General features: G+C 67.8%; 24 protein-coding genes and 1 tRNA gene. 6 read left to right on the top strand and 19 right to left on the bottom strand.

All coding sequences use genetic code 11. From position 1 onward, the window contains the following. Positions 1–21: 21 nt before the first annotated feature. Genes tatA through D7252_RS14290 form a run of 6 tightly spaced genes read right to left on the bottom strand, consistent with a single transcriptional unit; the run spans position 22 to position 4,926 of the window. On the bottom strand, positions 22–258 hold the full coding sequence (gene tatA, locus D7252_RS14315) for a twin-arginine translocase TatA/TatE family subunit (RefSeq protein WP_120775997.1): 237 nt from the start codon (positions 256–258) through the stop codon (positions 22–24). A 44-nt stretch (positions 259–302) separates the two neighbouring features. Continuing rightward, the gene (locus D7252_RS14310) at positions 303–1,286 is read right to left on the bottom strand and encodes a YafY family protein (RefSeq protein WP_120775996.1); all 984 of its coding nucleotides are present in this window, start codon (positions 1,284–1,286) and stop codon (positions 303–305) included. Continuing rightward, positions 1,283–2,275, bottom strand: a complete 993-nt coding sequence (locus D7252_RS14305; protein ID WP_120775995.1) for a YafY family protein — start codon at positions 2,273–2,275, stop codon at positions 1,283–1,285. The genes D7252_RS14310 and D7252_RS14305 overlap by 4 nt, the downstream gene beginning before the upstream one ends. Then, complete coding sequence (locus D7252_RS14300; RefSeq protein ID WP_120775994.1) at positions 2,275–3,207, bottom strand: hypothetical protein; 933 nt, start codon at positions 3,205–3,207, stop codon at positions 2,275–2,277. The genes D7252_RS14305 and D7252_RS14300 overlap by 1 nt, the downstream gene beginning before the upstream one ends. Positions 3,208–3,217: 10 nt before the next feature. Beyond that, positions 3,218–4,237, bottom strand: a complete 1,020-nt coding sequence (locus D7252_RS14295) for a tRNA (adenine-N1)-methyltransferase (protein ID WP_120775993.1) — start codon at positions 4,235–4,237, stop codon at positions 3,218–3,220. Next, positions 4,234–4,926, bottom strand: coding sequence for an HAD family phosphatase (locus D7252_RS14290; protein ID WP_120775992.1), 693 nt, complete (start codon positions 4,924–4,926; stop codon positions 4,234–4,236). The genes D7252_RS14295 and D7252_RS14290 overlap by 4 nt, the downstream gene beginning before the upstream one ends. 79 nt (positions 4,927–5,005) lie before the next feature. Here D7252_RS14290 and D7252_RS14285 point away from each other — a divergent pair, with 79 nt between their 5' ends. Continuing rightward, on the top strand, positions 5,006–5,854 hold the full coding sequence (locus D7252_RS14285) for a PAC2 family protein (protein ID WP_120776988.1): 849 nt from the start codon (positions 5,006–5,008) through the stop codon (positions 5,852–5,854). Between the two features lie 50 nt (positions 5,855–5,904). On the opposite strand, the gene D7252_RS14280 is transcribed toward D7252_RS14285, so the two are convergent. Both D7252_RS14280 and D7252_RS14275 read right to left on the bottom strand, forming a co-directional pair. Then, positions 5,905–6,729 carry an undecaprenyl-diphosphate phosphatase gene (locus D7252_RS14280; protein ID WP_120775991.1) on the bottom strand — a complete coding sequence of 275 codons (825 nt, stop codon included), beginning with the start codon at positions 6,727–6,729 and terminating at the stop codon, positions 5,905–5,907. A gap of 46 nt (positions 6,730–6,775) precedes the next feature. Continuing rightward, the gene (locus D7252_RS14275; protein WP_120775990.1) at positions 6,776–8,071 is read right to left on the bottom strand and encodes a M20/M25/M40 family metallo-hydrolase; all 1,296 of its coding nucleotides are present in this window, start codon (positions 8,069–8,071) and stop codon (positions 6,776–6,778) included. A 111-nt stretch (positions 8,072–8,182) separates the two neighbouring features. Here D7252_RS14275 and D7252_RS14270 point away from each other — a divergent pair. After that, positions 8,183–8,265 (top strand) — tRNA-Leu (locus tag D7252_RS14270). Positions 8,266–8,338: 73 nt separating this feature from the next. Here the strand turns inward: D7252_RS14270 and D7252_RS14265 are convergent. Together D7252_RS14265 and D7252_RS14260 are read right to left on the bottom strand one after the other, a co-directional pair. Beyond that, positions 8,339–9,436, bottom strand: a complete 1,098-nt coding sequence (locus tag D7252_RS14265; protein ID WP_120775989.1) for a VIT1/CCC1 family protein — start codon at positions 9,434–9,436, stop codon at positions 8,339–8,341. Between the two features lie 143 nt (positions 9,437–9,579). Then, the gene (locus D7252_RS14260) at positions 9,580–11,322 is read right to left on the bottom strand and encodes a DEAD/DEAH box helicase (RefSeq protein ID WP_120776987.1); all 1,743 of its coding nucleotides are present in this window, start codon (positions 11,320–11,322) and stop codon (positions 9,580–9,582) included. A gap of 146 nt (positions 11,323–11,468) precedes the next feature. Between D7252_RS14260 and D7252_RS14255 the strand changes: the two genes are divergently transcribed. Next, the gene (locus tag D7252_RS14255) at positions 11,469–12,296 is read left to right on the top strand and encodes an SGNH/GDSL hydrolase family protein (protein WP_120775988.1); all 828 of its coding nucleotides are present in this window, start codon (positions 11,469–11,471) and stop codon (positions 12,294–12,296) included. A 7-nt stretch (positions 12,297–12,303) separates the two neighbouring features. Here D7252_RS14255 and D7252_RS14250 read toward each other — a convergent pair whose 3' ends face one another. Beyond that, complete coding sequence (locus tag D7252_RS14250; RefSeq protein ID WP_120775987.1) at positions 12,304–13,104, bottom strand: RNA methyltransferase; 801 nt, start codon at positions 13,102–13,104, stop codon at positions 12,304–12,306. Between the two features lie 81 nt (positions 13,105–13,185). On the opposite strand from D7252_RS14250, the gene D7252_RS14245 reads away from it, so the two are divergent. Next, entirely contained in the window at positions 13,186–14,025 is an 840-nt protein-coding gene (locus D7252_RS14245; protein ID WP_120775986.1) for a Sir2 family NAD-dependent protein deacetylase, read from the top strand. Continuing rightward, on the top strand, positions 14,022–14,609 hold the full coding sequence (locus D7252_RS14240) for a histidine phosphatase family protein (protein ID WP_120775985.1): 588 nt from the start codon (positions 14,022–14,024) through the stop codon (positions 14,607–14,609). Before D7252_RS14245 ends, D7252_RS14240 begins: the two co-directional genes overlap by 4 nt. A gap of 15 nt (positions 14,610–14,624) precedes the next feature. On the opposite strand, the gene D7252_RS14235 is transcribed toward D7252_RS14240, so the two are convergent. From D7252_RS14235 to D7252_RS14215, 5 genes are read right to left on the bottom strand one after another with little or no spacing between them, the layout of a single operon-like run. After that, positions 14,625–15,440, bottom strand: coding sequence for a CoA ester lyase (locus D7252_RS14235; protein ID WP_120775984.1), 816 nt, complete (start codon positions 15,438–15,440; stop codon positions 14,625–14,627). Continuing rightward, entirely contained in the window at positions 15,437–15,922 is a 486-nt protein-coding gene (locus tag D7252_RS14230; RefSeq protein ID WP_120776986.1) for a MaoC family dehydratase, read from the bottom strand. The genes D7252_RS14235 and D7252_RS14230 overlap by 4 nt, the downstream gene beginning before the upstream one ends. Before the next feature lie 10 nt (positions 15,923–15,932). Beyond that, on the bottom strand, positions 15,933–17,084 hold the full coding sequence (locus tag D7252_RS14225; protein WP_120775983.1) for an acyl-CoA dehydrogenase family protein: 1,152 nt from the start codon (positions 17,082–17,084) through the stop codon (positions 15,933–15,935). Beyond that, entirely contained in the window at positions 17,084–18,991 is a 1,908-nt protein-coding gene (locus D7252_RS14220) for a biotin carboxylase N-terminal domain-containing protein (RefSeq protein WP_120775982.1), read from the bottom strand. Before D7252_RS14220 ends, D7252_RS14225 begins: the two co-directional genes overlap by 1 nt. A 5-nt stretch (positions 18,992–18,996) precedes the next feature. After that, positions 18,997–20,550, bottom strand: coding sequence for a carboxyl transferase domain-containing protein (locus D7252_RS14215; protein WP_120776985.1), 1,554 nt, complete (start codon positions 20,548–20,550; stop codon positions 18,997–18,999). A 112-nt stretch (positions 20,551–20,662) separates the two neighbouring features. Here D7252_RS14215 and D7252_RS14210 point away from each other — a divergent pair, with 112 nt between their 5' ends. Beyond that, a complete protein-coding gene (locus D7252_RS14210) occupies positions 20,663–21,286 on the top strand; it encodes a TetR/AcrR family transcriptional regulator (protein WP_120775981.1) in 624 nt (207 codons plus the stop codon). Here D7252_RS14210 and D7252_RS14205 read toward each other — a convergent pair. From D7252_RS14205 to pdhA, 3 genes are read right to left on the bottom strand one after another with little or no spacing between them, the layout of a single operon-like run. Next, positions 21,279–22,658 carry a dihydrolipoamide acetyltransferase family protein gene (locus D7252_RS14205; protein ID WP_120775980.1) on the bottom strand — a complete coding sequence of 460 codons (1,380 nt, stop codon included), beginning with the start codon at positions 22,656–22,658 and terminating at the stop codon, positions 21,279–21,281. The two genes, D7252_RS14210 and D7252_RS14205, sit on opposite strands and share 8 nt — an antisense overlap. Beyond that, complete coding sequence (locus D7252_RS14200) at positions 22,655–23,665, bottom strand: alpha-ketoacid dehydrogenase subunit beta (protein ID WP_120776984.1); 1,011 nt, start codon at positions 23,663–23,665, stop codon at positions 22,655–22,657. Before D7252_RS14200 ends, D7252_RS14205 begins: the two co-directional genes overlap by 4 nt. A 2-nt stretch (positions 23,666–23,667) precedes the next feature. Next, on the bottom strand, positions 23,668–24,783 hold the full coding sequence (gene pdhA / locus D7252_RS14195) for a pyruvate dehydrogenase (acetyl-transferring) E1 component subunit alpha (protein WP_120776983.1): 1,116 nt from the start codon (positions 24,781–24,783) through the stop codon (positions 23,668–23,670). Positions 24,784–24,883 lie beyond the last annotated feature (100 nt).

Genomic DNA, 24,883 nt, shown 5'->3' with positions numbered 1-24,883 from the left:
TTCCATCGTTGCCACGGGCGGTCAGGCGCGAGGCGGAGTTTCAGGGTCGGCGCCGGAGTCCTTCACCGTGGTGGGCTCGGCGACGACGGCGTCGTTGCGCGTCGCATCTTCTTCCTTCATGGCCTTCATCTCGCCCTTGAACACGCGGGCGGACTGACCCATGCTCTTCGCGAGCGCCGGCAGCTTCGCAGCACCGAACAGAAGGAGGATCACGGCGAGCACGATGAGGAGGTGCCAGCCTTGCATTCCTGCGAACATGTCTTGGTTCCCGTCTTCGGTAGGCGTGATGCTCAGTCTACAGATCAATCCTCGGTGTCGGGGTGGCGATAGAGGTCGAGTCCGGAGGCCGCCCACTCACGGGTCGCGATGCGAGCCAGGCCGGGCTCGACCACCTCCATCGCTCCCCCGAACCGCGCGGCGAGCCTCTTGATCCCCCGGGGGTCAGCCAGGTGCAGGTGCGCGGTCACGGTTCCGTCCACCGCCTCGAGCGTCTCGGCGGGCAGAAAGCCGCTCAACAGTGGGGCGAATCGTTCGGACACGCGGACGGTGACCTCACGTTCATCTTCGAGACCCGCGAAGGCCTCGGGCACCTGGTCCCCCGCGTGCGTGATCGGGATGTCGGTGAGCGTCGGCTCGCTCACGCGGTCGAGGTGGAAGGTGCGCATGGCCCGGCGCATGTGGCACCAGCCCTGCAGATACCACTGACCGTTGGTGATCAATATCTGCATCGGATCGACGGTTCGGGTCGTCGGTGCGGCATCCGGTGCCTGATAGGTGAACGAAACCGCCACGCCGTTCTGCACGCCACGTGCCACCACCTCGCGGACCGCATCGACCGCGCTGGGAGCGATCACCACATCGGCGGGCGCGTCAGCTGCTCCTCGGGAGAGCTTGGAGATCAGACCCGCGACCAGACCGGAGTCGGACACCGCCGGTACCGCAGCGACCATCTGGAGGCCCGCCAGCAATGCAGCCGCTTCACGAGCGGTGAATCGGGGAACGCGCCGCAGCGCCACATCGTGGGTGATCTCGATGATGTCCTCGTGGTCGAGCAGGTCCCAGTTGATGTCGAACATCTCCTGCGGCTGCTGCCAGTATCCCGACTCACCGGGGAGGCCGATCACGGTCAGCTTCTCGACCATTCCCCGCATCTCCTGGGGCGTGACTCCGAACTCGTCCGCAGCCTCCGCGAGGGAGACCTGTTTGTGCTCCAGCAGGTAGGGGACGAGAGTCAGATAGAGGCGCACGCGATCCGCGGCCAGCAACGGCTTGGGCTGAGAACTCATCGCGGCTCCTCCCCGCCCTGATGGGCGTCGACGACGGTCTGAAGCCGTGCGATGACGGCTTCCCGCAGAAGCGCGGGCTCGACCACTCGCACCTCGGGACCGTAGGAAGCCAGCTCGTCCGCGAAGATGTGCAGATCGACGAACGGCACCGTGATCCCCTGGGCTGCAGGGGTCGCGCGCCGACCGAGCCGCAGCGCCGCCTCGGTGCCGGGAGTGATCTCCAGCAACGCGGAATTCTCGGCCGCGACCTGCTCGAGCCCCGCGAGCGCCCGCTCCCCCGCTGCGTCACGCAAGGACGGGTCGAACGTCTTCGTCGTGATCTTGACGTCGCCCACGATCCGGCTGAGCAGGAAGGTGCGATCCTCGTTCACATCGACGTCGACACCGAACACATGCCAGCGCGCTTCGTAGTCGACGAGCGCGAGAGGACGGATGCTGCGCCGACGAGGCACCGACTCTCCGGGCTTCAGATAGTCGAACACCACCACCCGGCTTTTCTCGATGGCCTCCTGCAGCGGTGAGAACGCTGCGTCACGAGCCGTGATCCGCGGCGCGAAACCGATGATCGGCTCATCTCCGTCGATGCCGAGAGCGCGGATCTTGCGCACGCCGGACTGCGCGTCGCCGGACGCGGATTCCGCGCTCCACACGCTGCCGGCGAGCCGCAGCACGGCCATCTCGGCGGCGGTGAACTCGATGTCGCTCGGAAGGTCGTACTCCGCCTGCGGAATGCGGTAGCGCGCTTCGCGAAGGTCATTCGGGTCCGCGACATCGCCGAGCGTCTCGATCGGCACGCCGAGGGACCGCAGTTCTTCCTTGTCGCGCTCGAACATCTTCTCGAGGGCGTCCGAACGGGCCCCGGCATCGGCACGCTGGCGGTACCCCGACACGTTGTCGAGAATCTGCTGCTTGGTGAGCCCGATCTCCGTGGCCATCAGCGCCACCACGAGATTCGTGAGACGCTCCTCCGCGGGGATCCGGGCTGCCATCACTGCGTCGGCGCGGTCACTGCGCCCAGGATGTCGACGACGTAGGCCACCGCGCCCGCGCCCTCGGCGCCGGGCGTGACGACGAGGATCTGAGAGCCGACGGTCTGGCCGACCAGCGCTTCGGCGACGGTGGGAGCCGTCGACGCGAGGTCGCCTGTAGGACCCTGACCCCAGGTGCTCGTGACGACGCTCTTGTCGTCCCAGTTCACCGCGGTCACGTTCACCAGCGGGATCTGATCTGCTGCGACCTCTTCGCCGTCGCCTTTGATGAGGGTCTGCTCGACCTGCTCGGCGGGTGCGTCATTGTCCGGGATGATCACGCCGGGGGTGCCGTCGGGAGCACGGACGACGGTCGGCATGCCGCTCGCGTCGTTGAACTGATGCGCGCCCTCGGCCTTCGAGAGGAACACGTCGAGCACATCGATGACGAAGACCATGTTGTCGTCATCGGACAGGCCGAGCCCCGCGAGCGCCTCGACGCCGAAGTCGTCCGGGGTGAGCCCTGCGATGATGCGCGACCCTTCGGTCACGCACTCGAACGCCTTCTCGAGACCGGGTGACTGCGTCGCCCAGTAGTCGGCGTTTGAGACCTGCCCGTTCGCCTCGTCGTAGGCCGTCGCGTAGACCTTCTCGCCCGTCTCTCCGCTGAAGATCGAAAGTTCCACGGTGAGGGCCTGCTGTCCGTTGACGACCGTGCGGCCATCGCCCACGATGACGTTCGCGATCGCGGAGTCTTCGAGCGTGAGCGGCGAGTACACCGTGACCTCCGGAGCGGTGCCGAGGTCGCCCTCGATGGTCACCGCGTCCTGGATGCTCTTCGCATCGGCCTCTCGCTCGCACGAGGCGCCGTCGGAGGGCGCCGTGGCGGTGCAGCCCGTCAGGGCGAGGGCAGCAAGGCTGAGGGAGGCCAGAACGGCGGACGTTTTACGCACGCCCTCCAGTCTATTCCGTCGACCGGTCCGATTCGCGCGACGTCGCGGCCAGGCGTGCCCCTTCGGCCGCTTTACTCGCCTCCCGTGCGCGCTTTCGCAGGTTCTTGTCGGTGATCTCCCGGTCACCGACCGCCCCGGGGGTCCACTGCTCGACGTCGACATCGCCGTAGCTGCTCTTGGACGCGCGACGCTTCACCGATGGAGCCACGGCCCCGGGGGCGAGCCGACGCGCGGTCAGCAGGAAGCCGGTGTGCGCGACCATGCGGTGATCGGGACGGACCGCGAGCCCTTCCACATGCCACCCGCGCACCATGGTCTCCGACGCCTCCGGGTCGGTGAAGAGGCCGGTTCCGCGGATGTACTCGGCGACACGGGAGAGCTGCGTCGCCGTGGCCACGTAGCAGAGGACCACGCCGCCCGGGGTGAGGGCGTCGGCGACGGCATCCATGCACTCCCACGGGGCGAGCATGTCGAGCACGACGCGGTCGACGGTGCCTGCCGTGGTCTCGTGCGGCAGTGCCTCGACCAGATCTCCGACCACCACCCGCCAGAAGGGAGGCTGCTCGCCGAAGAACGTCTCGATGTTCGCCCGCGCCACATCGGCGAAGTCTTCACGGCGCTCGAACGAGATCAGCTGGCCGACGGGCCCCACGGCGCGCAGCAGCGCCAGCGACAGAGCCCCGGACCCCACTCCGGCCTCGACGACCGTCGCTCCGGGGAAGATATCCGCCTGCATCACGATCTGCGCGGCATCCTTCGGGTACACGATCGCAGCCCCACGAGGCATCGACATGGCGAAGTCGCGCAGCAGTGGTCGCAGCGCGAGGTATTCATGACCGGAGCTGTTCGGCACGACCGAGCCGTCGGGCAGTCCGATCAGGTCGCTGTGCCGCAGCACACCCTGATGCGTGTGCAGCTCGCCGTCTTCGCGCAGGGTGACGGTGTGCAGGCGACCCTTCGGCCCCGTGAGCTGGACACGGTCGCCCACCCGGAAGGGACCGCTGGGCCGTCTGGCGAGAGATCCGGTCATCGGTTCGCTCCCGCCACTGCGTCGCTGACGTCGAACAGAGCCTCGAAGTCCGCCACACCGCGGTCGGCCAGCGTGGTCCAGAGCTCGTGGGCGCCGAGATCATCCAGCGAGACGATGTGCGGGACCCCGACCGTGACCGCGCCCGACGCGAGTCCTGCGCGGAGACCCGTCGGCGAATCCTCGATGACGACGACATCGGCGATGTCGACGTCGAGGAGCGCTGCGGCCTGCAGATACGGCTCCGGATGCGGTTTGGGATTGCTGACGTCGTCGCCGGCGACGACGATGTCGAAGGCCTCGAAGTCGATCAGATCGACGACGTTGAGCGCCATCCGCCGCAGGGACATCGTGACCAGCCCGGTCGGGATCCCCGCGTCTCGCAGTTCAGCCAGGAGCTCGCGCGCCCCGGGTCGAAACGGCACCCCGCGGGTGCGGAGGAACTCCTGGACGACGTCGGTCAGATGGGCAACGATCGCCTCGGGGTCCATCGCGACACCGGCGTTCTGCAGGATGATCGCGCTGTCGATCAGACCGTTGCCGACCAGTTGCAGAGCGTCTTCGTGGGACCAGGAGCCGCCATACGACTCCACCAGCGCCGTCTCCGCCGCCATCCAGTACGGCTCGGTGTCGACCAGTGTTCCATCCATGTCCCAGAGGACCGCGCGGGGCTTTCTACTCACCGACCCCATGCTAGCCGGGTGCCGCCCACATCCTGTCGCCGCGGACTAGCCTGGAGGGATACGTCCTCGATCTCGAAGGGAGCCCATGATGGATGTTCTCGGTTCACGCATCATCATCGCCGCCTTCGACGGCTGGAACGACGCGGGCGAAGCAGCCAGTGGCGCCGTCGAGGCGCTGCGCTCATCGTCAGACTACGACCTGGTGCATTCGGTCGACCCCGAGTTGTATTTCGACTATCAGTACACACGTCCGTCGACCCGAATGGACGCAGAGGGTCGCCGGCAGTTGAAATGGCCGGAGGCGGGACTGTGGCGTCCGCGAGACCCAGGACCCGGCCCCGAGTTCTGGTTGCTCACGGGTGTGGAGCCGGCGCGCACCTGGCAGGCGTTCGCCTCGGAGTTCATCGACATCGCACTCCGGGACGACATCACGGGTCTGGTGACCATGGGCGCGATGCTCGCGGACGTTCCCCACACCCGCCCGATCTCGATCTTCGCCTCGAGCCAGAACGAGCAGGTACGTGAGGCGCACGGTCTCGAGCGTTCCCTCTACGAGGGTCCCGTCGGCATTCTCAGCGTGTTCGAGCACTTCGCCGAGAGCGCCGGCATCCCCACCGCCGGCCTTTGGGCAAGCGTCCCGCATTACGTCGCCGCGGCGACACCCTCCCCGAAGGTCACCCTGGCGCTGCTGGATCGCCTCGAGGAGCTCACCGGTGTGGACGTCGACCGCCGTCACCTCCGCACGGAGGCCGCAGCATGGGAGGCGTCGATCGACGCAGCGGCCTCCGAAGACGAGGACATGGCCGAATACATCCACCAGCTCGAACGCACCAGGGACACCTGGGACTCTCCGGAAGCATCCGGCGACGCGATCGCGCAGGCGTTCGAGCGCTACCTTCGCCGCCGGGGCGACGCGCCCGGCGACCACAAGCGCTGATCTCTCGCGGCCGCCGGGACTCCGCCCGTGCGGACGCGCCGGATCCGCGATCAGGCGGCGATGACGCCGGTGCCGAGCAGCACGAGCAGCACTGAGCCGAGCAGGATGCGGTAGATCACGAACGGCAGGAAGCTGCGCTTCGAGATCCAGTTCATGAAGAACGCGATGACGCCGAGCGCCACGACGAAGGCGATGCCCGTCGCTGCGAGGGTGTCGCCGAAGGAGAAGAACGAGGGCTCGCCCCAGCTCTTGAAGACCTGATAGAAGCCACTGCCGAACACGGCGGGAATGGCGAGGAGGAATGCGTAGCGGGCTGCGGCAGCGCGCTCGTAGCCGAGGAACAGACCCATCGTGATCGTGCCGCCGGATCGAGAGACCCCGGGGATCAGTGCGAGCGCCTGTGCGAACCCGAACGCGATCCCGTGCGGATACGTCAGCTCCCCGAGCTTGCGGCGCTTCGCGCCGACGTGGTCGGCGATTCCGAGCAGGATGCCGAACACGATGAGCATGATCGCCACGATCCACATCGAGCGGAGCACCGTCTCGATCTGGTCCTGGAAGAGAAGACCGAGGATCACGATCGGGATGCTGCCGATGATGATCAGCCACCCCATCCGCGCGTCCGGGTCGTTTCGCGGAGCCTTGCCGACGAGCGAGCGGAACCACTGCGTGACGATACGGACGATGTCGCGCCAGAAGAACACCACGACCGCCGCCTCGGTGCCGATCTGCGTGATCGCCGTGAACGCGGCCCCGGGGTCCTCCCCGGACGGCAGGAAGGTGCCGAGGATGCGCAGATGAGCGCTGGACGAGATCGGCAGGAACTCGGTGAGTCCTTGGACGACGCCGAGGATGAGTGCTTCGAGCAGGTGCATGGACAGCCTTCTGTGGGAGAAACGGCGCGGAAGCGGGCGGGGGCACTCAGTAGGTGCGCAGCAGATCGGCCAGCACCCGCTGGCCGAAGACAAGCGATTCTACGGGCACTCGCTCATCGACACCGTGGAACATGCCCGTGAAGTCGAGGTCGGCGGGCAGCTTCAGCGGGGCGAAGCCGTAGCCGGTGATGCCGAGGTAGGCGAGCGCCTTGTTGTCGGTTCCGGCTCCCAACAGGTAGGGAATCACCGGGACCCCGGGATCGTGGCGTCCGATGCTCGCCACCATCGCCTCGACCAGTTCGCCTTCGAACGGTGTCTCCATGCCGATGTCGCGGACAACGGTCTCGATGACGATCTCGTCGCCCACGATCCGCTGCAATTCCGCGAGCACGTCATCTTCGGTGCCGGGGATCACACGCACGTCGATGAGCGCCTCGGCACGCTCGGGGATCACATTGTGCTTGTACCCCGCGGCGAGAGCCGTCGGGTTGGTGGTCGTGCGGAACGAAGAACGGAGGAACGCCTCTGCGGGTCCGGCGGCGCCGGCAAGCGCGTCGGGATCGTCGGTACCGCGGCCGGTCATGGCGCCGAGTCCCGCCAGAAGCGCCTCGGTCGTCGGGGTCAGATGGATGGGCCATCTCGTGCGACCGATCGCGGCCACCGCCTCCGCGAGCTTCGTCACGGCGTTGTCGTCATGCAGGCGGCTGCCGTGACCGGCCCTGCCTCTCGCCACCAGTCGGATCCAGATCATCGCCTTCTCCCCGACCTGCAGCAGGTACGCGCGCCGGTCGTCGACGGTGATCGAGTAGCCCCCGACCTCGCTGATCGCGGCCGTCGCGCCCTCGAACCACTCCGGACGGTTCTGCACGACCAGGGCCGATCCCTCCACCCCGCCGTTCTCCTCGTCGGCGAAGAACGCGAGCACCAGGTCGCGCTCCGGCCTGTCCCCCGAACGCAGGATGTCGGCCACCGCGGTGAGGATCATCGCGTTCATGTTCTTCATGTCGACCGCACCGCGCCCCCACAGCATCCCGTCCTTCACGAGACCGGCGAACGGGTCCACCGTCCAGTCCTCCGCCATCGCGGGGACCACGTCGAGGTGGCCGTGCACGACCAATGCGGGCTTGTCTCTGTCTCGGCCGGGGACGCGCGCCATCAGGTTCGTGCGGCGCGGGATCGGCTCGTAGTACTCGACATCGAGCCCGAGGCTCTCGAGGTAGGCGCCGACGTACTCCGCCGCCTCCCGCTCCCCCTTGGCGTTGCCGGCCCCGAAGTTCGACGTGTCGAAGCGGATCAGCTCACTGGCGATGCGGACGACCTCGGGAAGAGAGGGATCGATCATGGTCCCAGGCTATCGAAGAGCGGTGCCACGCCCGGGCGTACCGCTCGGTTCGAGGCGGGTCTCAGAACGTGCTAATCTCATTCTTCGGTCGGCAACGATCATCCAACACCTGCGCGGGTGGCGGAATGGTAGACGCGCTACGTTGAGGTCGTAGTGCCCGTAAGGGCGTGGGGGTTCAAGTCCCCCTCCGCGCACAAGACGAGGAAGGCCCCTGATCCACGGATCGGGGGCCTTCGTCGTACCGGAGCGCCGCGTCGGCGCGGACGCTCAGAGCGCGCCCACACCGAACACCAGACCGAGCACGTAGGTGATCGCCGCGGCACCGAAACCGATTGCGAGTTGACGAAGCGCACGGCGCAGAGGGGGCCCGCCGGAGAGGACGCCGACCATCGCTCCGGTGCTCAGCAGCGCGATCCCCACCAGGATGAGGGCGAGGATGATGGCGGCAGCCCCTTCCAGACCGAACAGCCACGGCAACACCGGAACGATCGCCCCCGAGGCGAAGAGCAGGAAGCTCGAGATCGCCGCCGTCCAGTCGCTTCCGACGATCTCATGGTCGTCGCCGCCTTGGATGCGCACGGGTGCGGTCGCCGCGCGGCGGACACCGGCCTGCGCGGCCGTGACGATGCGGTGCGCGCGTGCCAGCGCTTCTTCGTGTCCGATGCCTCTGGCGCGATAGACCAGCGCGAGCTCGTTCTCGTCGATGTCGAGGTCGCCCGCAGCATCCGCAGCGTCTTCATTGGCTTCGGTCGCGGCGAGCAGTTCCCGCTGTGAACGAACGGAGACGAACTCACCCGCGCCCATCGACAGCGCTCCTGCGAGAAGCCCCGCGATGCCACTGAAGAGCACGAAGCCAGAGCTCACTCCGGTCGCTCCGATGCCGAGGACCAGGGCGAGGTTGCTCACCAGACCGTCGTTGGCGCCGAAGACGGCCGCGCGGAAGGATCCGGAGAGCCGCCTCCTCCCCCGAGCCGCCAGACCACGCACGACCTCGTAGTGGACCTTCTCGTCGGCCCGCATGGCGGGAGTCGCATACTGCTCGGAATCGTAAGGCGAACGCGCCTCGGCGCTCTGGGCGAGAGCGAGGACGAAGATGGAGCCGAAGCGCCCAGCCATCCAGCCGAGCAGACGGGAGCGGATGCCGGCGCGCGGCAACCGACGGGGCTCACCACCGAGAAGATCCAGCCAGTGCTGCTCGTGCCGCTTCTCCGCGTCCGCGAGGCGCAGAAGGATCTCCTGTTCCTCGCCCGTGCGGCGCGCAGCCAGCTTCTGGTAGACGAATCCTTCGGCGCGTTCTTCGACGAGGTACCGTGCCCATCGGGTTCGATCGGCGTGTGTCGGCTCAGCTGCGGCAGGCACTGTCATGGATCCTCCAGGTGTCGCGGAGCCCGATGTGCGGGCAACCGTTCCACGCTAGCTGCGGATACCGGCGCGGGTGGTGCCGAGGCGGGGATTGCCAGCATTTCGGGGCTCCGAACGCGAGCGGGCCGGGGGTACGCGCAACCCGCTCAGGAGCGTACGCGCTTGCGCAGCACCTCGATGCGCGCCTGAAGCTGTGTGACGGTCGCCTGCGCCACGGCAGGCCCTCCGCAGATGCGGCGGAGCTCGGCGTGAACGGCGCCGTGCGGTTCACCCGCCTGCCGCGCGTACAGGCCCACGAGGCTGTTGAGCAGCTGGCGCTGTTCCCGCAGAGTACGGTGCAGCGGAGCGGGGAGGGTCGTCGTCTCCCGCGGATCGGCCGACGTCTCCCGCGTTTCCCGGTGCTTCGATTGGCGCGCCTGCCGCTGCATGAGCAGCTCGTGCACGTGCTCGGGCTCGAGGAGGCCGGGGAAGCCGATGAACTCCTCTTCCTCGGGGGTACCCGGCTCAGCGAGTTGGCCGAACTCGGCACCTTCGAAGACCACTCGATCGAAGTGGGCCACCGACGAGAGTGCTTTGTAGCTGAACTCCTGTGTCAGAGCATCCGATGTCTCTTCTTCGCGGTTCGCACTCTCCAGCAGCGAGTCGTCGAGGCCGTCTTCGTCCTTGGTCTGGCGATCGAGCGCATGATCGCGCTGTTTCTCCATCTCGTTGGCCAGCCCCATGAGCACGGGGACGTTGGGAAGGAAGACACTCGCGGCCTCGCCTCGTCGGCGTGCGCGGACGAAGCGCCCGATGGCCTGAGCGAAGAACAACGGCGTCGAGGACGAGGTGGCGTACACGCCGACGGCCAGACGCGGCACGTCCACCCCCTCGGACACCATTCGCACCGCGACCATCCAGCGGGCGTTGCTCTCCGAGAACTTCTCGATCCGCTCGGACGCCGACGCGTCGTCGGAGAGCACGATGGTCGGCTGTTCGCGGGTGATGCTGTGCAGGATCTTCGCGTACGCACGGGCGACGGTCTGATCGGTGGCGAGCACCAGACCGCCGGCGTCCGGCACGTGGTGGCGGACTTCGGTGAGACGGCGGTCCGCGGCGGAGAGCACCGCCGGCATCCAGTCCCCCTCGGGGTCGAGCGCCGTCCTCCACGCCTGGGAGGTGACGTCTTTGGTGTTGTCCTGACCGAGATGGGTCTCGAGCTCGTCACCGGCACTCGTGCGCCAGCGCATCTTGCCGGCGTACATGTGGAAAAGGACAGGCCGCACCACTCCGTCGGCGAGAGCGCGACCGTAACCGTATGCGTAGTCGGTGCTCGATACGCGCGCACCCGATTCGTCGGGGAGATACTGCACGAACGGGATCGGGGCCGTGTCGCTGCGAAACGGCGTTCCCGAAAGGAGCAGTCGGCGCACGGCGGGCCCGTATGCATCGCGGATCGCATCGCCCCAGCTGAGCGCGTCGCCGCCGTGATGGACCTCGTCGAGGATCACGAGAGACTTCGCGTCTTCGGTCAGGTGCCGATGCACCGACGGCTTCGCCGCGACCTGCGCATAGGTGACGACAGCGCCGTGGTAGTGCCGGGCGGGTGCCCAGTCGCTGTTGCGGAAGCGCGGGTCCAGGCGGATGTGCACACGTGCGGCAGCATCTGCCCACTGCGTCTTGAGGTGCTCGGTGGGCGCGACGACGATCACACGGTTGACTTCGCCGGTCCGCAGGAGTTCGACGGCGAGCGTGAGCGCGAACGTGGTCTTTCCTGCGCCGGGCGTGGCCGCGACGAGGAAGTCGCGCTGATCGGCGCGGAAATAGGCGTCCAGCGCCTCCTGCTGCCAGGCGCGCAGCTTGCTCGCCGTTCCCCACGGGGCACGTTGAGGGAAGGAGGGAGAGAGCATCGAGTCCACGATAATCGCTCCCACCGACACTCCGGTTCAGTCCCGTACCGCGCCGGGCGCGCCCTCCTTCGAAGGAGCCTGGACGGGTAGGCTCGGACGGTGCGCCGCGGTGTCCACGGCCGTGCGTAGGTAGAGGAGTGAACCGGATGACCGACCAGGATTCGACGCAGATCTCTGACCCCGACAACGCCAGCGCGCACCCGTGGCGGCGCTTCGTCGCCGTGGGTGATTCGTTCACCGAGGGAATCGGTGACCCGGACCCCGCTTCTCCCGGCAACCATCGCGGATGGGCGGATCGTGTCGCAGACGTGCTGGGAGGGCAGGTCGATGACTTCGCTTACGCGAACCTCGCCGTCCGCGGGAAGCTCATCTCCCAGATCGTGGCGGATCAGATCGAGCCCGCCGTGGCGCTGCGCCCCGATCTCGTCTCGATCTGCGCCGGAGGAAACGATGTGATCCGGCCGGGCACCGACCCGGATGCCATCGCCGTCCAGCTGGAGGATGCCGTCACCCGTCTCGCATCCACGGGCGCCACCGTCGTCGTCTTCACCGGCATCGACACCGGTTTCACACCGGTGTTCCGGGCGTTCCGCGGCAAGGTGGCGATCTACAACGAGAACGTCCGCGCGATCGCCGAGCGCCACGACTGCGTGGTCGCCGACCAGTGGGCTCTCAAGGTCGTGCAGGACATGCGGTTCTTCGACGACGACCGGCTGCACTACAACACGTTGGGTCACCACGAGGTCGCACGCATGGTGCTCCGCGCCCTCAACGTGCCCAACGATCTCGAGGCCATGCAGCCGCAGCCTCTCCCGGTGCGCACCTGGCGGGAGGCGAGGTCAGAGGACTTCGGGTGGGCACGCGAGCACCTGGTGCCGTGGGTGCTCCGACGACTTCGCCATCAGTCGTCCGGCGACCACGTCGTCGCGAAGCGCCCGGACCCGTCTCCGATCGTCCGGCCCGAGCCGCGCTGACCCGCCGTCAGGACCCCAGGGCCCAGAGCGCGACCGCGGCCGCGGAGGCCACGTTGAGTGAATCGACTCCCCCGGCCATCGGTATCGTGACGACCTGATCGGCGCTGTCGATCGCGGTGCGTGAAAGACCGTCGCCTTCCGAGCCCATCACCAGCGCGACCCGCTCAGGACGGGTCGCCACATAGTCCTGGAGCGTGATCGCGTCGTCGCTCAAGGCGAGCGCAGCGATGTCGAACCCTTCGATGTGAAGGTCCTCAACCGTCTGCTCCCAGTCCGTGATGCGCGTCCATGGCACCTGGAACACGGTGCCCATGCTCACCCGGACGCTGCGCCGATAGAGCGGGTCGGCGCCGCCGGGCGACACCAGCACCGCGTCTGCTCCGAGACCGGCGGCCGCGCGGAACGCGGCTCCGACGTTCGTGTGGTCACCGATGTTCTCGAGGATCAGCACGACGTCGGCACCGTCGATCACCTCGCGGACAGTCGGCAGCTCCGGACGGTGCATCGATGCGATGGTGCCACGGTGCACGGCGAAACCCGTCAACGCTTCGGCCACCTCGTCGGGGACGACGTAGACCGGCACGTCGAGGTCGCCGACGATCTCGCGGATGTCGTCGATCCGACGCTCCTGCACGAGGAGAGAGCGAGGGCGATGACCGGCCGCGACCGCACGCGCGATCACCTTGGTCGACTCGGCGATGTACAGCCCGCCGGCCACGTCCCGCACGGTTCGGAGAGCCGTGTCGGTGAGTCCGCGGTAATCGTCCAGACGTCGATCGTCGGCAGTAGTCACACGCAGCAGTTCCACGCTTCCCAGTCTGCCATCCCGCCCGTGCCGCCCCCGCGTGCCACCCTCGCGGGACGTCGTAGACTCGCTAAGGGAGGTCCTGTGAGCGTTTCGAGCACTGCCGACGTGTCGGCGACGGTGGCCCACGCCGCGGATCTGCTCCGGGGCCGGAGAGTCGCACTGCTGACCGGTGCCGGCATCTCGACGGACTCCGGCATCCCTGCCTACCGCGGCGAAGGAGTCAGGACTCGGAGCGATCCGATGACGATCCAGACGTATCTCGGCGACGAGGCCGCTCGACGTCGCTACTGGGTGGGCGGCCATCTCGGTTGGCGGGCCTTCGCGCACGCGCAGCCGAATCGCGGCCACGCCGCTCTGGCCGAGATGGAGGCCGCCGGTGTCGTCTCCGGCGTGATCACGCAGAACGTCGACGGACTGCATCTGCGTGCGGGCAGTTCGCACGTCATCGAGGTCCACGGGACCATGCGTCGCGTGCTGTGCCTCCGCTGTGGACAGGTGTTCGACCGGCGCGACATCGCGGTGCAGATCGAGGAACTCAATCCGTGGATCACCGTTCCCGAGAACGTGGTGCTGTCGCCGGATGGCGACGTCCTGCCGGAGAGCACGGAGGGCTTTCTGATCCCGACCTGCACCGTGTGCGACGGCATGCTGAAACCCGACGTCGTCTTCTTCGGCGAGTACGTTCCTCAGGATCGCTTCCGCGCCGCAGAGTCCCTGCTTCGCTCCAGCACCGCCCTCATCGTCGCCGGTTCGTCACTCGTGGTGAACTCCGGAGTTCGACTGGTCGAGCGTGCGCGTCGCCGCAGCATCCCGCTGATCATCGTCAATCACGAGCCCACTCGTGCCGATGCGTGGGCGCATGTCACCATCGCTGCCGGCACGAGCGACGTGCTCCCCGCCCTTCAGGAACACCTCACGTGACACTCCTCACCCTCGTCCGCCACGGACAGACCGACTGGAACCTCGCCAAAAGGATCCAGGGATCGACCGACATCCCCCTGAACGAGACCGGACGAGCCGACGCGCGTCGAGCGGCGGAGCATCTGGGAAGCGTCACGCATCACGCGATCTACACCAGCCCTCTGGTCCGTGCGTCGGAGACCGCCGAGATCATCGCGGGCGAACTCGGGATAGACGTCGCCGGGGTCGTGCCCGACATGCGCGAACGCGAGTTCGGCGACGGCGAGGGCATGCTGGTCGGCGAATACATCCAGAAGTACGGCGACTGGCACGCCGACGTTCCCGGAGCGGAGTCTCTGCACGAGGTGGGCGAACGCGCCATCGCCGCACTCCACACCATCGCCCGCGACGCGCGCCGACGGTCAGCCCCGCGAGCAGAGTCCGTCATCGTACTGACCCACGGCGGCGTGATCCGAGCCATCATCGACCATGTCTCCGGCGGTACGCTCCCCCGGCCCGGCCAGGTGCTCGCCAACGGGTCCGCGCATCGGTTCGAAGCGTCGCCCGGATCGCTGCGCCTGCTGGACGAGACTCAGCTCATCTGATTCAGCTCATCGGGTTCAGCTGCGGTGAGCGATGATCGACCGCGCGTGCCGAAGAACGGGCTCGTCGATCATTCGCCCACGGAAGCGGAAGACACCGCGTTCCTGCGCGGCCGCCTGCAGCACCGCGCGCGCCCACTCCGCCTCCGCTTCGTCCGGCCGGTAGGCGGCACGTATCACGGCCACCTGGTTCGGATGGATGCAGGCGGTGGCGCGGAAACCCGATGCGGCCGCATCCGTTGCTTCGGTTTCAAGCCCCTGCGTGTCGTCGAGATCCAGGAAGACCGCGTCGATCGCTGCCTTGCCATGAGCGTTCGATTCGATCAGCACCCGGGAGCGGGCGTAGCGTGCGACCTCGCGATATCCGCCGGTGGCATCGCGCGACGACGTACCGCCGAGCGAGGCCACGAGATCTTCGGCGCCCCACATCATCGCGGTCACGAGTGGATGCGCCGCGATGCTGTCCGACGCGTGAATCCCGCGCGCCGTCTCGCAGAGTGCGATCAGCGAGTACCGGTCGTCGAACGCGCCCAGACTCTCGGCACTCTCCGTCTTCGCGACCATCACGGTGCGAAAGCCCGTCTGCTCGAGCGCTGCCAGGTCATCGGCGAAGTGGTCGCTGTCCGGCGCGTTCACGCGAACGATCACTCGGTCCGGGTCGATGTCGGCGTCGGCGTCGATCAGATTCTGTCGCGCCGCGTCCTTGTCGGCCGGCAGAACAGCATCCTCCAGGTCGAGGATGACGGCATCCGCCCGCTCCAACGCGGTACGAAACCGCTCCGGTCGGTCCGCCGGGCAGAACAGCAGAGCCGGCCCCCACTCGAACGGCCTCATGCCGAGCTCGCCGGTCGACAGTGCACGAGGACGCTCCTGGTCGCGGTGGCGACGATCTTCTCGTCCTGGTTGCGTCCGGTGTGGGCGATCCGCACGACGCCCTGACCGGGCCGTGACGACGAGAGTCTCTTGTCCGCGACGACACTCTCCGTGTAGAGCGTGTCGCCGGCGAACAGCGGGTGCGGGAAGGTGATGCCCTCGAGACCGAGCTGTGCCACCAGCGTGCCCTGCGTCAGCTGCGCCACGGAGGCGCCGACCATGGTCGACAGTGTCCACATCGAGTTCATGAGCCTGGCGTGGAACGGGGCCTGGACATCCGCGAACGCCGCATCCAGATGCAGCGCCTGCGTGTTCATGGTGAGCGTCGTGAAGAGCACATTGTCGGCTTCGGTGGCCGTGCGCCCCGGTCGATGCAGATATCGAGCGTCGGCCTCGAACTCCTCGTAATAGAGGCCGCGCTGGATGATGTCCTTGACCGTCATGCCGTTCACGCTACCCGGCGAGTCCCAGCCCGCGCGCGATGACGAGGAGCTGAACCTCGGTGGTGCCCTCGCCGATCTCGAGGATCTTCGAGTCCCGGTAGTGGCGCGCGACCGGGAACTCGTTCATGAACCCGTTCCCGCCGAAGATCTGTGTCGCATCCCTGGCGTTGTCCATCGCCGCTTCGCCGGCCACGAGCTTGGCGATCGCCGCTGCCTCCGCGAACGGCTTCTGAGCATCTCGCAGCCGCGCCGCGTGGTGCCACGCGAGCCGCGCGGTATGCACACGCGCGCGCATACGGGCGAGCGTGAACTGCGCGTTTTGACGCGTGCTCAACGCGCTCCCGAAGACGGTCCGACTCTTCGCGTAGTCGACCGCCGCTTCCAGGCAGCCTTCCGCTGCGCCGGTGGACAGTGCGGCGATGGCGATCCGGCCTTCATCCAGGATGCTGAGGAAGTTGCGGAATCCCTGTCCGCGCTCGCCGACGAGGTTCGACGCGGGCACTCGCGCGCCTTGGAAGGTCAGCGGGTGGGTATCGGAGGCGTTCCAGCCCACCTTGTCGTAGGGGGCCTCCACGGTGAAACCCGGGGTGCCGTTGGGGACGATGATCGTGGAGATCTCCTTGCGGCCGTTCTCGACGCCGGTGACCGCGGTGACGGTGACGAAGCGTGTGATCGGCGTGCCGGAGTTGGTGATGAACTGCTTCGACCCGTCGATGACCCACTCATCATCCTCGAGGCGAGCGGTGGTCCGCGTGGCGCCTGCATCACTGCCGGCCTCGGGTTCGGTGAGACCGAAGCCGGCCAGCGCGCGTCCGGCGAGAAGGTCGGGGAGCAACTCCTGCCGCTGCTCTGCATCGCCGAAGCGGAAGACGGGCATGGCACCGAGGCTCACGCCTGCCTCGAGCGTGATGGCGATCGACTGGTCGACCCGACCGAGCGCCTCGATCGCGAGGCCCAGCGCCATGTAGTCGCCGCCCTGCCCGCCGTACTCCTCGGGAAACGGCAACCCGAACAGACCGAGGTCACCCATCTGCGCGACCACATCCATCGACAGGGTGTGCGTTCGATCGGCCTCGTAGGACTGCGGTGCGACGACAGTGTCGGCGAAATCCCGCACCATGGCGGCCAGTTCGCGCTCTTCGTCGGACAGGTCTTCCCTCATCAGCTTTCCTCCGTCGTCACTCGGGCGACCGGTTGGTCGCGCCGCACCTGGTCGCCCACGGCGACCAGCAGCCGCACCACGCCGTCGTGCGGCGCGAGCACCTGATGCTCCATCTTCATCGCCTCGACAGCCACGAGGGGCGTTCCTGCGGTGACCGTCGCGCCGTCGATCGCGTGCACCGCCACGATGGTTCCCGGCATCGGGGCGCGCGCCTCCGGATCTGTTGCGACGTCGCCGCCACCGCGAGCGGCGAGGCGGTGCCGCATGCGCTGGCGCCGATCGAGCGGGCGAAGCCGCATCGACCGGCCGGCCTCCGCCACCCAGACGGCTCCGTCGGCGTCTCTGGCGACGCGGACATCGGGAGCTGGTCCGTCAGCCGCCGCGTCCGACGACTCGAGGATGTCGCCCTCCTCGGTGAGGACCGCCCGCGCGCCATGGGGGGCCACCGCGTCGCCACCCAGCCGCCAGCCGGGCAGTTCCCGCCACAGCGCACTCGTGCGGATCGGCTCCGCGGTCGTCCGCGCCTCGCTGCGGACTGCGGCGAGCATCGCCGATGACGGTGGATCGGCGTGGTACGGAAGCAATGTGTCGATGAGTCCGGTGTCGAGGTCGCCGGAGGCCACACGGGCGTCGCGGCAGAGCCGACGAAGGAAGGCGATGTTCGTCTCGACGCCGAGAACGACAGTGCGCGAGAGCGCATCGTCCAGGCGTTCGAGCGCGGTTCGCCGGTCGTCCGCGACGGCGATGACCTTGGCGATCATCGGATCGTAGAAGCCGGTCACCTCGCTCCCCGACTCCACCGCCGCGTCCACGCGGACTCCGATCGGCGGCTCGAACAGCAGCACCGTGCCCGTCGAGGGGAGGAATCCGCGTTCCGGGGACTCGGCGTAGACGCGAGCCTCCACCGCATGGCCCCGAATCGGCGGCGCGGCCTCCAGCGGCAGGCCCGCCGCCACGCTCAGCTGCAGGGCGACCAGATCAAGGCCCGTGACCTCCTCGGTGACGGGATGCTCCACCTGGAGACGTGTGTTCATCTCGATGAAGAAGATCTCCTCCGGAGCGTCCGCATCGACGAGGAACTCGACCGTCCCCGCCCCGACGTAGGAGACGCTCTCCCCCGCCTGGATCGCGGCGGCGAGGAGTCGTTCGCGCGTGGTTGTGGGGATACCGGCGGACGGTGCTTCCTCGAGAACCTTCTGATGCCGGCGCTGCAGAGTGCATTCACGTTCACCGAGCGCGATCACCGATCCCTGGGTGTCGCCGAAGATCTGCACCTCGATATGACGAGGTCGACGGATCAGCCGTTCCAGGATGAGCGAGTCGTCGCCGAACGCCGACGCCGCGACACGACGTGCCGAGGCGAGCGCGCCCGCGAGCGCGGCCGCGTCGCCCACGATCTCCATTCCCTTTCCTCCGCCACCGGCGCTGGGTTTGACCAGCAGGGGGAATCCGATGGACTCGGCCTCCTCCGCGATCTCCAGATCGGAAAGTCCCTTGGCGTCGAAACCTGGAACGACAGGGACTCCCGAGCGCATCACGTGCTCGCGCGCCCGTGCCTTGTCGCCCATGATCTTCAGAGCTTCGATGGAAGGGCCGACGAACACGATGCCGGTCTCCGCGCAGGCCTCGGCAAGTCCGACGCTCTCCGAGAGGAAGCCGTAACCCGGGTGAATCGCTGCTGCTCCCACGGTGCGTGCGGCGGCGATCACCGCATCGATGTCGAGATACGACTCCGACGCCGGAGCAGGACCGAGCCGCACGGCGTCATCGGCTTCGCGGACGTGTGGCGCCGAAGCGTCCGCGTCGCTGTACACCGCCACACTTCGAATCCCCTGCTGCCGCAGAGTGCGGATGATGCGTCGGGCGATCTCTCCTCGATTGGCGACGAGGACGACGGGGAAGGTCATGGGACTCACATCCGGAACACGCCGAAGCGCGGGTCGGGCAGCGGGCTGCGGGAGATGACGTCGAGGGCGAGGCCCAGGAGGTCACGGGTCTGGTTGGGGTCGACGATGCCGTCGTCCCAGAGCCGCGCGGTGGCATAGTACGGTTCGCCCTGATGCTCGTACTGTTCGCGAATCGGTGCCTCGAACGACGTACGGTCATCGTTGCTCCAGGTCTCGCCACGGGCTGCGAGCTGGTCCTCTTTGACAGTGGCCAGGACCGAAGCCGCCTGAGCGCCGCCCATCACGGAGATCCGGCTCGCGGGCCAGGTCCAGAGGAAGCGCGGCGAGTACGCGCGTCCGCACATCGAGTAGTTCCCGGCCCCGAACGACCCGCCGATGATGACGGTGAGCTTGGGCACGCGCGTACTGGCGACGGCGGTGACCATCTTGGCGCCGTCCTTGGCGATGCCGCCCGCCTCGGCATCCGATCCGACCATGAAGCCGGTGATGTTCTGCAGGAACAACAGGGGAATTGCGCGCTGGTCGCAGAGTTCGATGAAATGCGCGCCCTTGAGGGCGGACTCGCTGAACAGCACGCCGTTGTTCGCGACCACGCCCACCGGGTGTCCATGCAGACGCGCGAAGCCCGTGACCAGCGTCGTTCCGTACTGGGCTTTGAACTCGTGGAAGCTGTCGCCGTCCACGATCCTCGCGATCACCTCGCGGACGTCATAGGCCTCGTTCACGTCGACGGGGACGACGCCGTACAGCGAGGCCGCTTCGTCCGGAGCGCGGCTGTCGAGTACCTCCCACGCCGGCGCCGCCGGCGGCGGCAGAGTGGCCACGATGTCCCGGAGGATCTCGAGGGCGTGCTCGTCGTCCTCGGCGAGATGATCGACGACACCGCTGCGACGGGCGTGCAACTCGCCGCCGCCCAGCTCTTCGGCACTGACGATCTCGCCGATCGCGGCCTTCACCAGGGGCGGTCCGCCGAGGAAGATGGTGCCCTGACCGCGAACGATGACCGTCTCGTCGCTCATCGCCGGGACGTAGGCGCCACCGGCGGTGCAGGAGCCGAGCACCGCGGCCAGTTGCGGAATGCCTCCCGCAGACATCCGTGCCTGGTTGAAGAAGATCCGTCCGAAGTGGTCGCGATCGGGGAAGACCTCGTCCTGTCTGGGCAGGAAGGCGCCCCCTGAATCGACGAGGTACAGACAGGGCAGCCGGTTCTCGAGCGCGATCTCCTGCGCGCGAAGGTGCTTCTTCACCGTGAGGGGGAAATAGGTGCCGCCTTTCACCGTGGCGTCATTGCAGATCACCATCACGTGCCGGCCATGGACGAGCCCGATGCCGGCGATGACCCCCGCGCCAGGAGCCTCTCCCCCGTACAGACCGTCGGCGGCGAGCGGGGCTACCTCGAGGAACGGGCTCCCTTCGTCGAGAAGGCGGGTCACGCGGTCGCGCGGGAGCAGTTTGCCTCGTGCGACGTGGCGTTCGCGAGAGGCTTCGGGGCCTCCGCGCGCAGCTGTCGCAAGGCGCTCCCGCAGTTCTGTCGCGAGGGACTCCTGGGTTGTCGGCATCGTGACGTCCTCCTCGACCCACGTCCGCACGCGCGACCGCTCTGGCGCAGTGCATGCTTCCTCGGTTAGTGTGCACTAACCTGTGGATTCAGGTTAGCGAGGATTAACTGAGATGACAACCCCGGAAACCGCGCGCGACCGCGCGAAAGCAGAACGCTCCGATGCGATTCTCCACGCTGCCGCGCGCCTGTTCGCTGAGCGCGGGTACACGGGAGTCAGCCTTGAGGAGATCGGAGCAGCCGTCGGTGTCTCCGGCCCTGCGGTCTATCGGCATTTCGCGGGGAAGCAGGCGCTCCTGGGGGCCGTGCTCGTGAAGGTCAGCCGGGAGCTGATCACCGGTGGGCAGCGGGTCGCCGAAGAGGTCGCCACATCGGACGGCCGGATGCGGGCCCTGATCCGCTTCCATGTCGAGTTCGCGCTCGGCAACGCTGAAGTGATTCAGGTGCAGGACCGTGACCTCGCCCATCTCTCCGGGCCTGATCGCGCGGAGGTGCGGAGGCTGCAGCGCGGTTACATCGAACTGTGGATGATGGCGCTGGAGTCACTGCACGCAGCGGTGTCCGGCACGCGCCACGATACGGTGCTCGATCAGGAGGAGTTGCGCCTCCGTGTGCAGGCCTGCTTCGGTCTCATCAACTCGACGCCGCACAGCACCCGAGCCGCCGCGCGACGGCACGCCGGTACGGCCAGCGTGCTGATCGCCATGGCCGAAGCGGCGCTGCGCGCCGCTATCTGAAGAGCATCGCCCTTCCCGGCTCCTCGAGCACATCGGCGACATCCTTCACGAACCGCGCGCCCTCCGCCCCGTCCACCACCCGATGGTCGAACGAGAGACTCAGCGTCAGCAGCTGGCGCAGCGCGATCTCGCCGTCGTGCTCCCAGGGTTGCCGGCGAACGGCCCCTACCGCGAGAATCCCGGACTGGCCGGGAGGCAGAATCGGCGTCCCCGCATCGACGCCGAAGACTCCGATGTTCGAGATGGAGAACGTGCCGCCCGCGAGCTCCCCGGGGGTCGTCTTCCCCGAGCGCGCCGTCTCGGCGAGAGCCTTCAGTGCGCGCGCCAACTCTGTCAGGGTCATCCGTTCGGCGTCGCGGATGTTCGGAACGATGAGCCCGCGATCGGTCGCCGCAGCGATTCCGAGGTCGACGAACCCGTAGTGGACGATCTCCCCGGCCGGCTCATCCCAGCGCGAGTTGAGGCCGGGTGCGCGGCTCAGAGCGAGGCACACCGCTTTCGCGACGACAGCCAGCAGACCGATCCGAACCCCGCCCAGCGACGGGTCATCACGGAGCTTCGACACGAGGTCGATCGTGGCGGTGACATCCACGGTGTGGAAGATCGTGACGTGGGGCGCCGTGAACGCGCTCTGGACCATGGCCGCCGCGGTGTGCTTTCGGACGCCTCGAATAGGGATTCGCGTCTCTCGCGCCGCATCGCGGGCAGCATCCACCGCGGCCGTCGGCCCATCGGGGACCTCCGCGAGAGCAGGGTCAGCCCGGACGGGGCCGGAAGCCGAACCCGAAGAGGACCGCGCTGCGACGCGCTCGAGATACGTCTCCACATCGTGCCGGGTGATCGGCCGATCCCCGAGCTCCGCAGCCACAAGGACGAGATCGACACCGAGTCGCTTGGCGTAGGCCCGCACGGGCGGGGTCGACCGTGGCCTCTCGACGATCGTCTCGACACTGGCCGACGGTGTGGCGTCGTGCGGAGCCGCTTCGAGCACTGCCGTGTCGGCGGAGCTCCCGGCGACGCTGATCCGTCGAGCACGACGGGCCGGTCTCCGCGAGCTGGTCGGGGCGGCACCGTATCCGACGAGATTCGGCTGTGCGACTTCTGCTTCCGCGAGGGGCGACGCGTCATCGTCTCCGCCGACGTCGAATGCGATGAGCGGCGCTCCGACAGCGACCGTGTCGCCCGCTTCCGCGTGCAGCGTCGAGACCGTGCCCGCGTATGGCGACGGCAGTTCCACGACCGCTTTGGCTGTCTCCACCTCGGCGAGCGTCTGATTCAGCGCGACGTCGTCACCGGGCCGGACGAGCCACTGGACGACCTCCGCTTCGGTGAGACCTTCGCCGAGATCGGGCAGCCGGAATTCCTCGATCATGCTTCCACCCCCGTCAAGCTGTTCGGGCGATCTAGCACGCGATCAACAGCATCCAGGAGTCGATCCAGGTCGGGAAGATGGTACTTCTCGAGCTTCGCGGGAGGGTAGGGAACGTCGTGGCCGGTGACCCTGAGGGGTGCTGCTTCGAGGTATTCGAAGCAGCGCTCCGTGATACTGGCGATCACTTCCGCCGCCACCCCGGCTTCGCGAGAGGCCTCGTGCGCGACGACGACGCGACCCGTCTTGCGCACCGAGGCAGCGACCGAGTCATAGTCGACGGGCGAGAGAGACCGCAGATCGATGACCTCGAGCGAGACACCGTCGTCCTCGGCCGCCTCCGCGGCCTCCAGCGCCGTCGAGACCATCGCGCCGTAGGCGATGAGCGTCACATCCGTCCCCGGGCGCACGACCCGGGCGAGCCCCATCGGCGGTGCGTCGGCGAGCGGTGCTTCCAGTTCGACGTCACCCTTGTGGTGGTACAGCCGTTTGGGCTCGAAGAAGATCACCGGATCGTCAGAGGCGATCGCCTGACGCAGGCTGCGGTAGGCGTCCGCGGGATTCGAAACGGCCACCACGCGCAGCCCCGCGGTATGCACGAAGTAGGCTTCCGGGGACTCGGAATGGTGCTCCGCGGCGCCGATGCCGCCCGCCCATGGAATGCGGATGGTGATGGGCATCTTCACCCGCCCTTGCGTGCGGTAGTGCAGCTTCGCGACCTGGGCGACGATCTGATCGAATGCGGGATAGACGAATCCGTCGAATTGGATCTCGACCACCGGTCGATATCCGCGGAATGCGAGCCCCACGGCCATCCCGACGATCCCCGACTCCGCCAGCGGCGTGTCGATCACGCGGGCTGCGCCGAACTCGTCGAGCAGTCCGTCGGTGATGCGGAAGACGCCGCCGAGCCTGCCGATGTCCTCGCCGAGGAGAACGACCTTGTCGTCATCACGCATCGCCTGACGCAGTCCCGCGCCCAGTGCCTTGCCAAGGGTGAGTTCGGTCATGATCACGCCTCTGCTTCGAACGTCGCGAGGTACGCGGCATAGTCCTCGCGTTGCCGATCCAGTCCGGTGTGAGGCTCGGCGTAGACGCCGTCGAAGACCGCCAGAGGCGGACGTGTGACCATCCCGAGGCACGCAGCGCGCATCGCTTTCGCAACGTCGTCCGCGGCGGCCTGAGTCTCGGCGAGCTGATGCTCGTCGAGTTGCCCCGCAGCCCGCAGGTGAGCTTCGAGGCGCTCGATGGGATCGCGACGCCGCCACGATTCCAGTTCGGCTTCGTCCCGATACCGTTTCGGGTCGTCCGCAGTCGTGTGCGGGCCCATTCGGTAGGTGACGGCCTCGATGTAGGCCGGCCCCTTGCCTGAGCGCGCGTGGTCGAGGGCCCAGCGCATCGCGGCGAGGCAAGCCAGCACGTCGTTCCCGTCCACGCGCAGGCTGGGGATCCCGAAGCCCGGTGCGCGTCCGGCGATCGGGTACTGCGACTGCAGCGAGACGGGTTCCGAGATCGCCCAGTGGTTGTTCTGACAAACGAAGACGACAGGGGCCTGGTAGGAGGAGGCGAAGATCATCGCCTCGTTGACATCGCCCTGGCTCGTCGCCCCGTCACCGAAGTACGTCACCGCGACCTCGTCCGTGGCCTCATGACGGATGCCGAGAGCGTAACCCACCGCGTGGAGCGTCTGAGCCCCGATGATGATCTGGAGCGGGGCGACGCGGAGCGTCGCCGGATCGTGCCCGGCGCCTTCTTCGCCGCGCCACATCCTGACGTAGTCGCCCGGCTGTGCCCCGCGAGCGTAGATCACACCCGTCTCCCGGTAGCTCGGGAACACGTAGTCCTGGGGGGCAAGCGCTCTGGCCGTGCCGATCTGCGTCGCTTCCTGGCCCTGGCACGGCGCCCACAGGCCGAGCTGGCCCTGCCGCTGAAGGGCGACCCCTTCGGCGTCGATCCGGCGGAGGATGACCATGTCGCGGTGCAGAGCGCGCAGCTGCGCGGCGTCGACGTCCGCCACGAAGGCGTCCAGGCGCGGATTCGGGATGCGGGATCCGTCGGGCGCCAGAATGCGCTCGGAGAGCTCGAGATCTTGCGCGGTGTCCGCGATAGGGGTGATCTGCGGTGACATCATCGTCCTCCCACTCGGCAGCAGCCCTCGTGAGGCACTGCGCGTTGGTGTCCGGCGTCGTCGCCGGCCTGATCTGAGGGTACGTCTGCTCATCACCTCG

The sequence above is a fragment of the Microbacterium sp. CGR2 genome (assembly GCF_003626735.1).
Lineage (GTDB): Bacteria > Actinomycetota > Actinomycetes > Actinomycetales > Microbacteriaceae > Microbacterium.
This window is presented reverse-complemented; position numbering and strand designations above follow the sequence as displayed.

What these genes read in the sequence shown, in the direction of transcription:
- D7252_RS14260 (WP_120776987.1), bottom strand. Translation starts at nt 11,322, where the DNA reads ATGCTCTCTCCCTCCTTCCCTCAACGTGCCCCGTGGGGAACGGCGAGC.
- D7252_RS14305 (WP_120775995.1), bottom strand. Translation starts at nt 2,275, where the DNA reads ATGGCAGCCCGGATCCCCGCGGAGGAGCGTCTCACGAATCTCGTGGTG.
- D7252_RS14205 (WP_120775980.1), bottom strand. Translation starts at nt 22,658, where the DNA reads ATGATCGAGGAATTCCGGCTGCCCGATCTCGGCGAAGGTCTCACCGAA.
- pdhA (WP_120776983.1), bottom strand. Translation starts at nt 24,783, where the DNA reads ATGTCACCGCAGATCACCCCTATCGCGGACACCGCGCAAGATCTCGAG.
- D7252_RS14220 (WP_120775982.1), bottom strand. Translation starts at nt 18,991, where the DNA reads ATGACCTTCCCCGTCGTCCTCGTCGCCAATCGAGGAGAGATCGCCCGA.
- D7252_RS14215 (WP_120776985.1), bottom strand. Translation starts at nt 20,550, where the DNA reads ATGCCGACAACCCAGGAGTCCCTCGCGACAGAACTGCGGGAGCGCCTT.
- D7252_RS14230 (WP_120776986.1), bottom strand. Translation starts at nt 15,922, where the DNA reads ATGACGGTCAAGGACATCATCCAGCGCGGCCTCTATTACGAGGAGTTC.
- D7252_RS14265 (WP_120775989.1), bottom strand. Translation starts at nt 9,436, where the DNA reads ATGACAGTGCCTGCCGCAGCTGAGCCGACACACGCCGATCGAACCCGA.
- D7252_RS14285 (WP_120776988.1), top strand. Translation starts at nt 5,006, where the DNA reads ATGGATGTTCTCGGTTCACGCATCATCATCGCCGCCTTCGACGGCTGG.
- D7252_RS14210 (WP_120775981.1), top strand. Translation starts at nt 20,663, where the DNA reads ATGACAACCCCGGAAACCGCGCGCGACCGCGCGAAAGCAGAACGCTCC.
- D7252_RS14200 (WP_120776984.1), bottom strand. Translation starts at nt 23,665, where the DNA reads ATGACCGAACTCACCCTTGGCAAGGCACTGGGCGCGGGACTGCGTCAG.
- D7252_RS14275 (WP_120775990.1), bottom strand. Translation starts at nt 8,071, where the DNA reads ATGATCGATCCCTCTCTTCCCGAGGTCGTCCGCATCGCCAGTGAGCTG.
- D7252_RS14280 (WP_120775991.1), bottom strand. Translation starts at nt 6,729, where the DNA reads ATGCACCTGCTCGAAGCACTCATCCTCGGCGTCGTCCAAGGACTCACC.
- D7252_RS14225 (WP_120775983.1), bottom strand. Translation starts at nt 17,084, where the DNA reads ATGAGGGAAGACCTGTCCGACGAAGAGCGCGAACTGGCCGCCATGGTG.
- D7252_RS14255 (WP_120775988.1), top strand. Translation starts at nt 11,469, where the DNA reads ATGACCGACCAGGATTCGACGCAGATCTCTGACCCCGACAACGCCAGC.
- D7252_RS14290 (WP_120775992.1), bottom strand. Translation starts at nt 4,926, where the DNA reads ATGGGGTCGGTGAGTAGAAAGCCCCGCGCGGTCCTCTGGGACATGGAT.
- D7252_RS14310 (WP_120775996.1), bottom strand. Translation starts at nt 1,286, where the DNA reads ATGAGTTCTCAGCCCAAGCCGTTGCTGGCCGCGGATCGCGTGCGCCTC.
- tatA (WP_120775997.1), bottom strand. Translation starts at nt 258, where the DNA reads ATGTTCGCAGGAATGCAAGGCTGGCACCTCCTCATCGTGCTCGCCGTG.
- D7252_RS14235 (WP_120775984.1), bottom strand. Translation starts at nt 15,440, where the DNA reads ATGAGGCCGTTCGAGTGGGGGCCGGCTCTGCTGTTCTGCCCGGCGGAC.
- D7252_RS14295 (WP_120775993.1), bottom strand. Translation starts at nt 4,237, where the DNA reads ATGACCGGATCTCTCGCCAGACGGCCCAGCGGTCCCTTCCGGGTGGGC.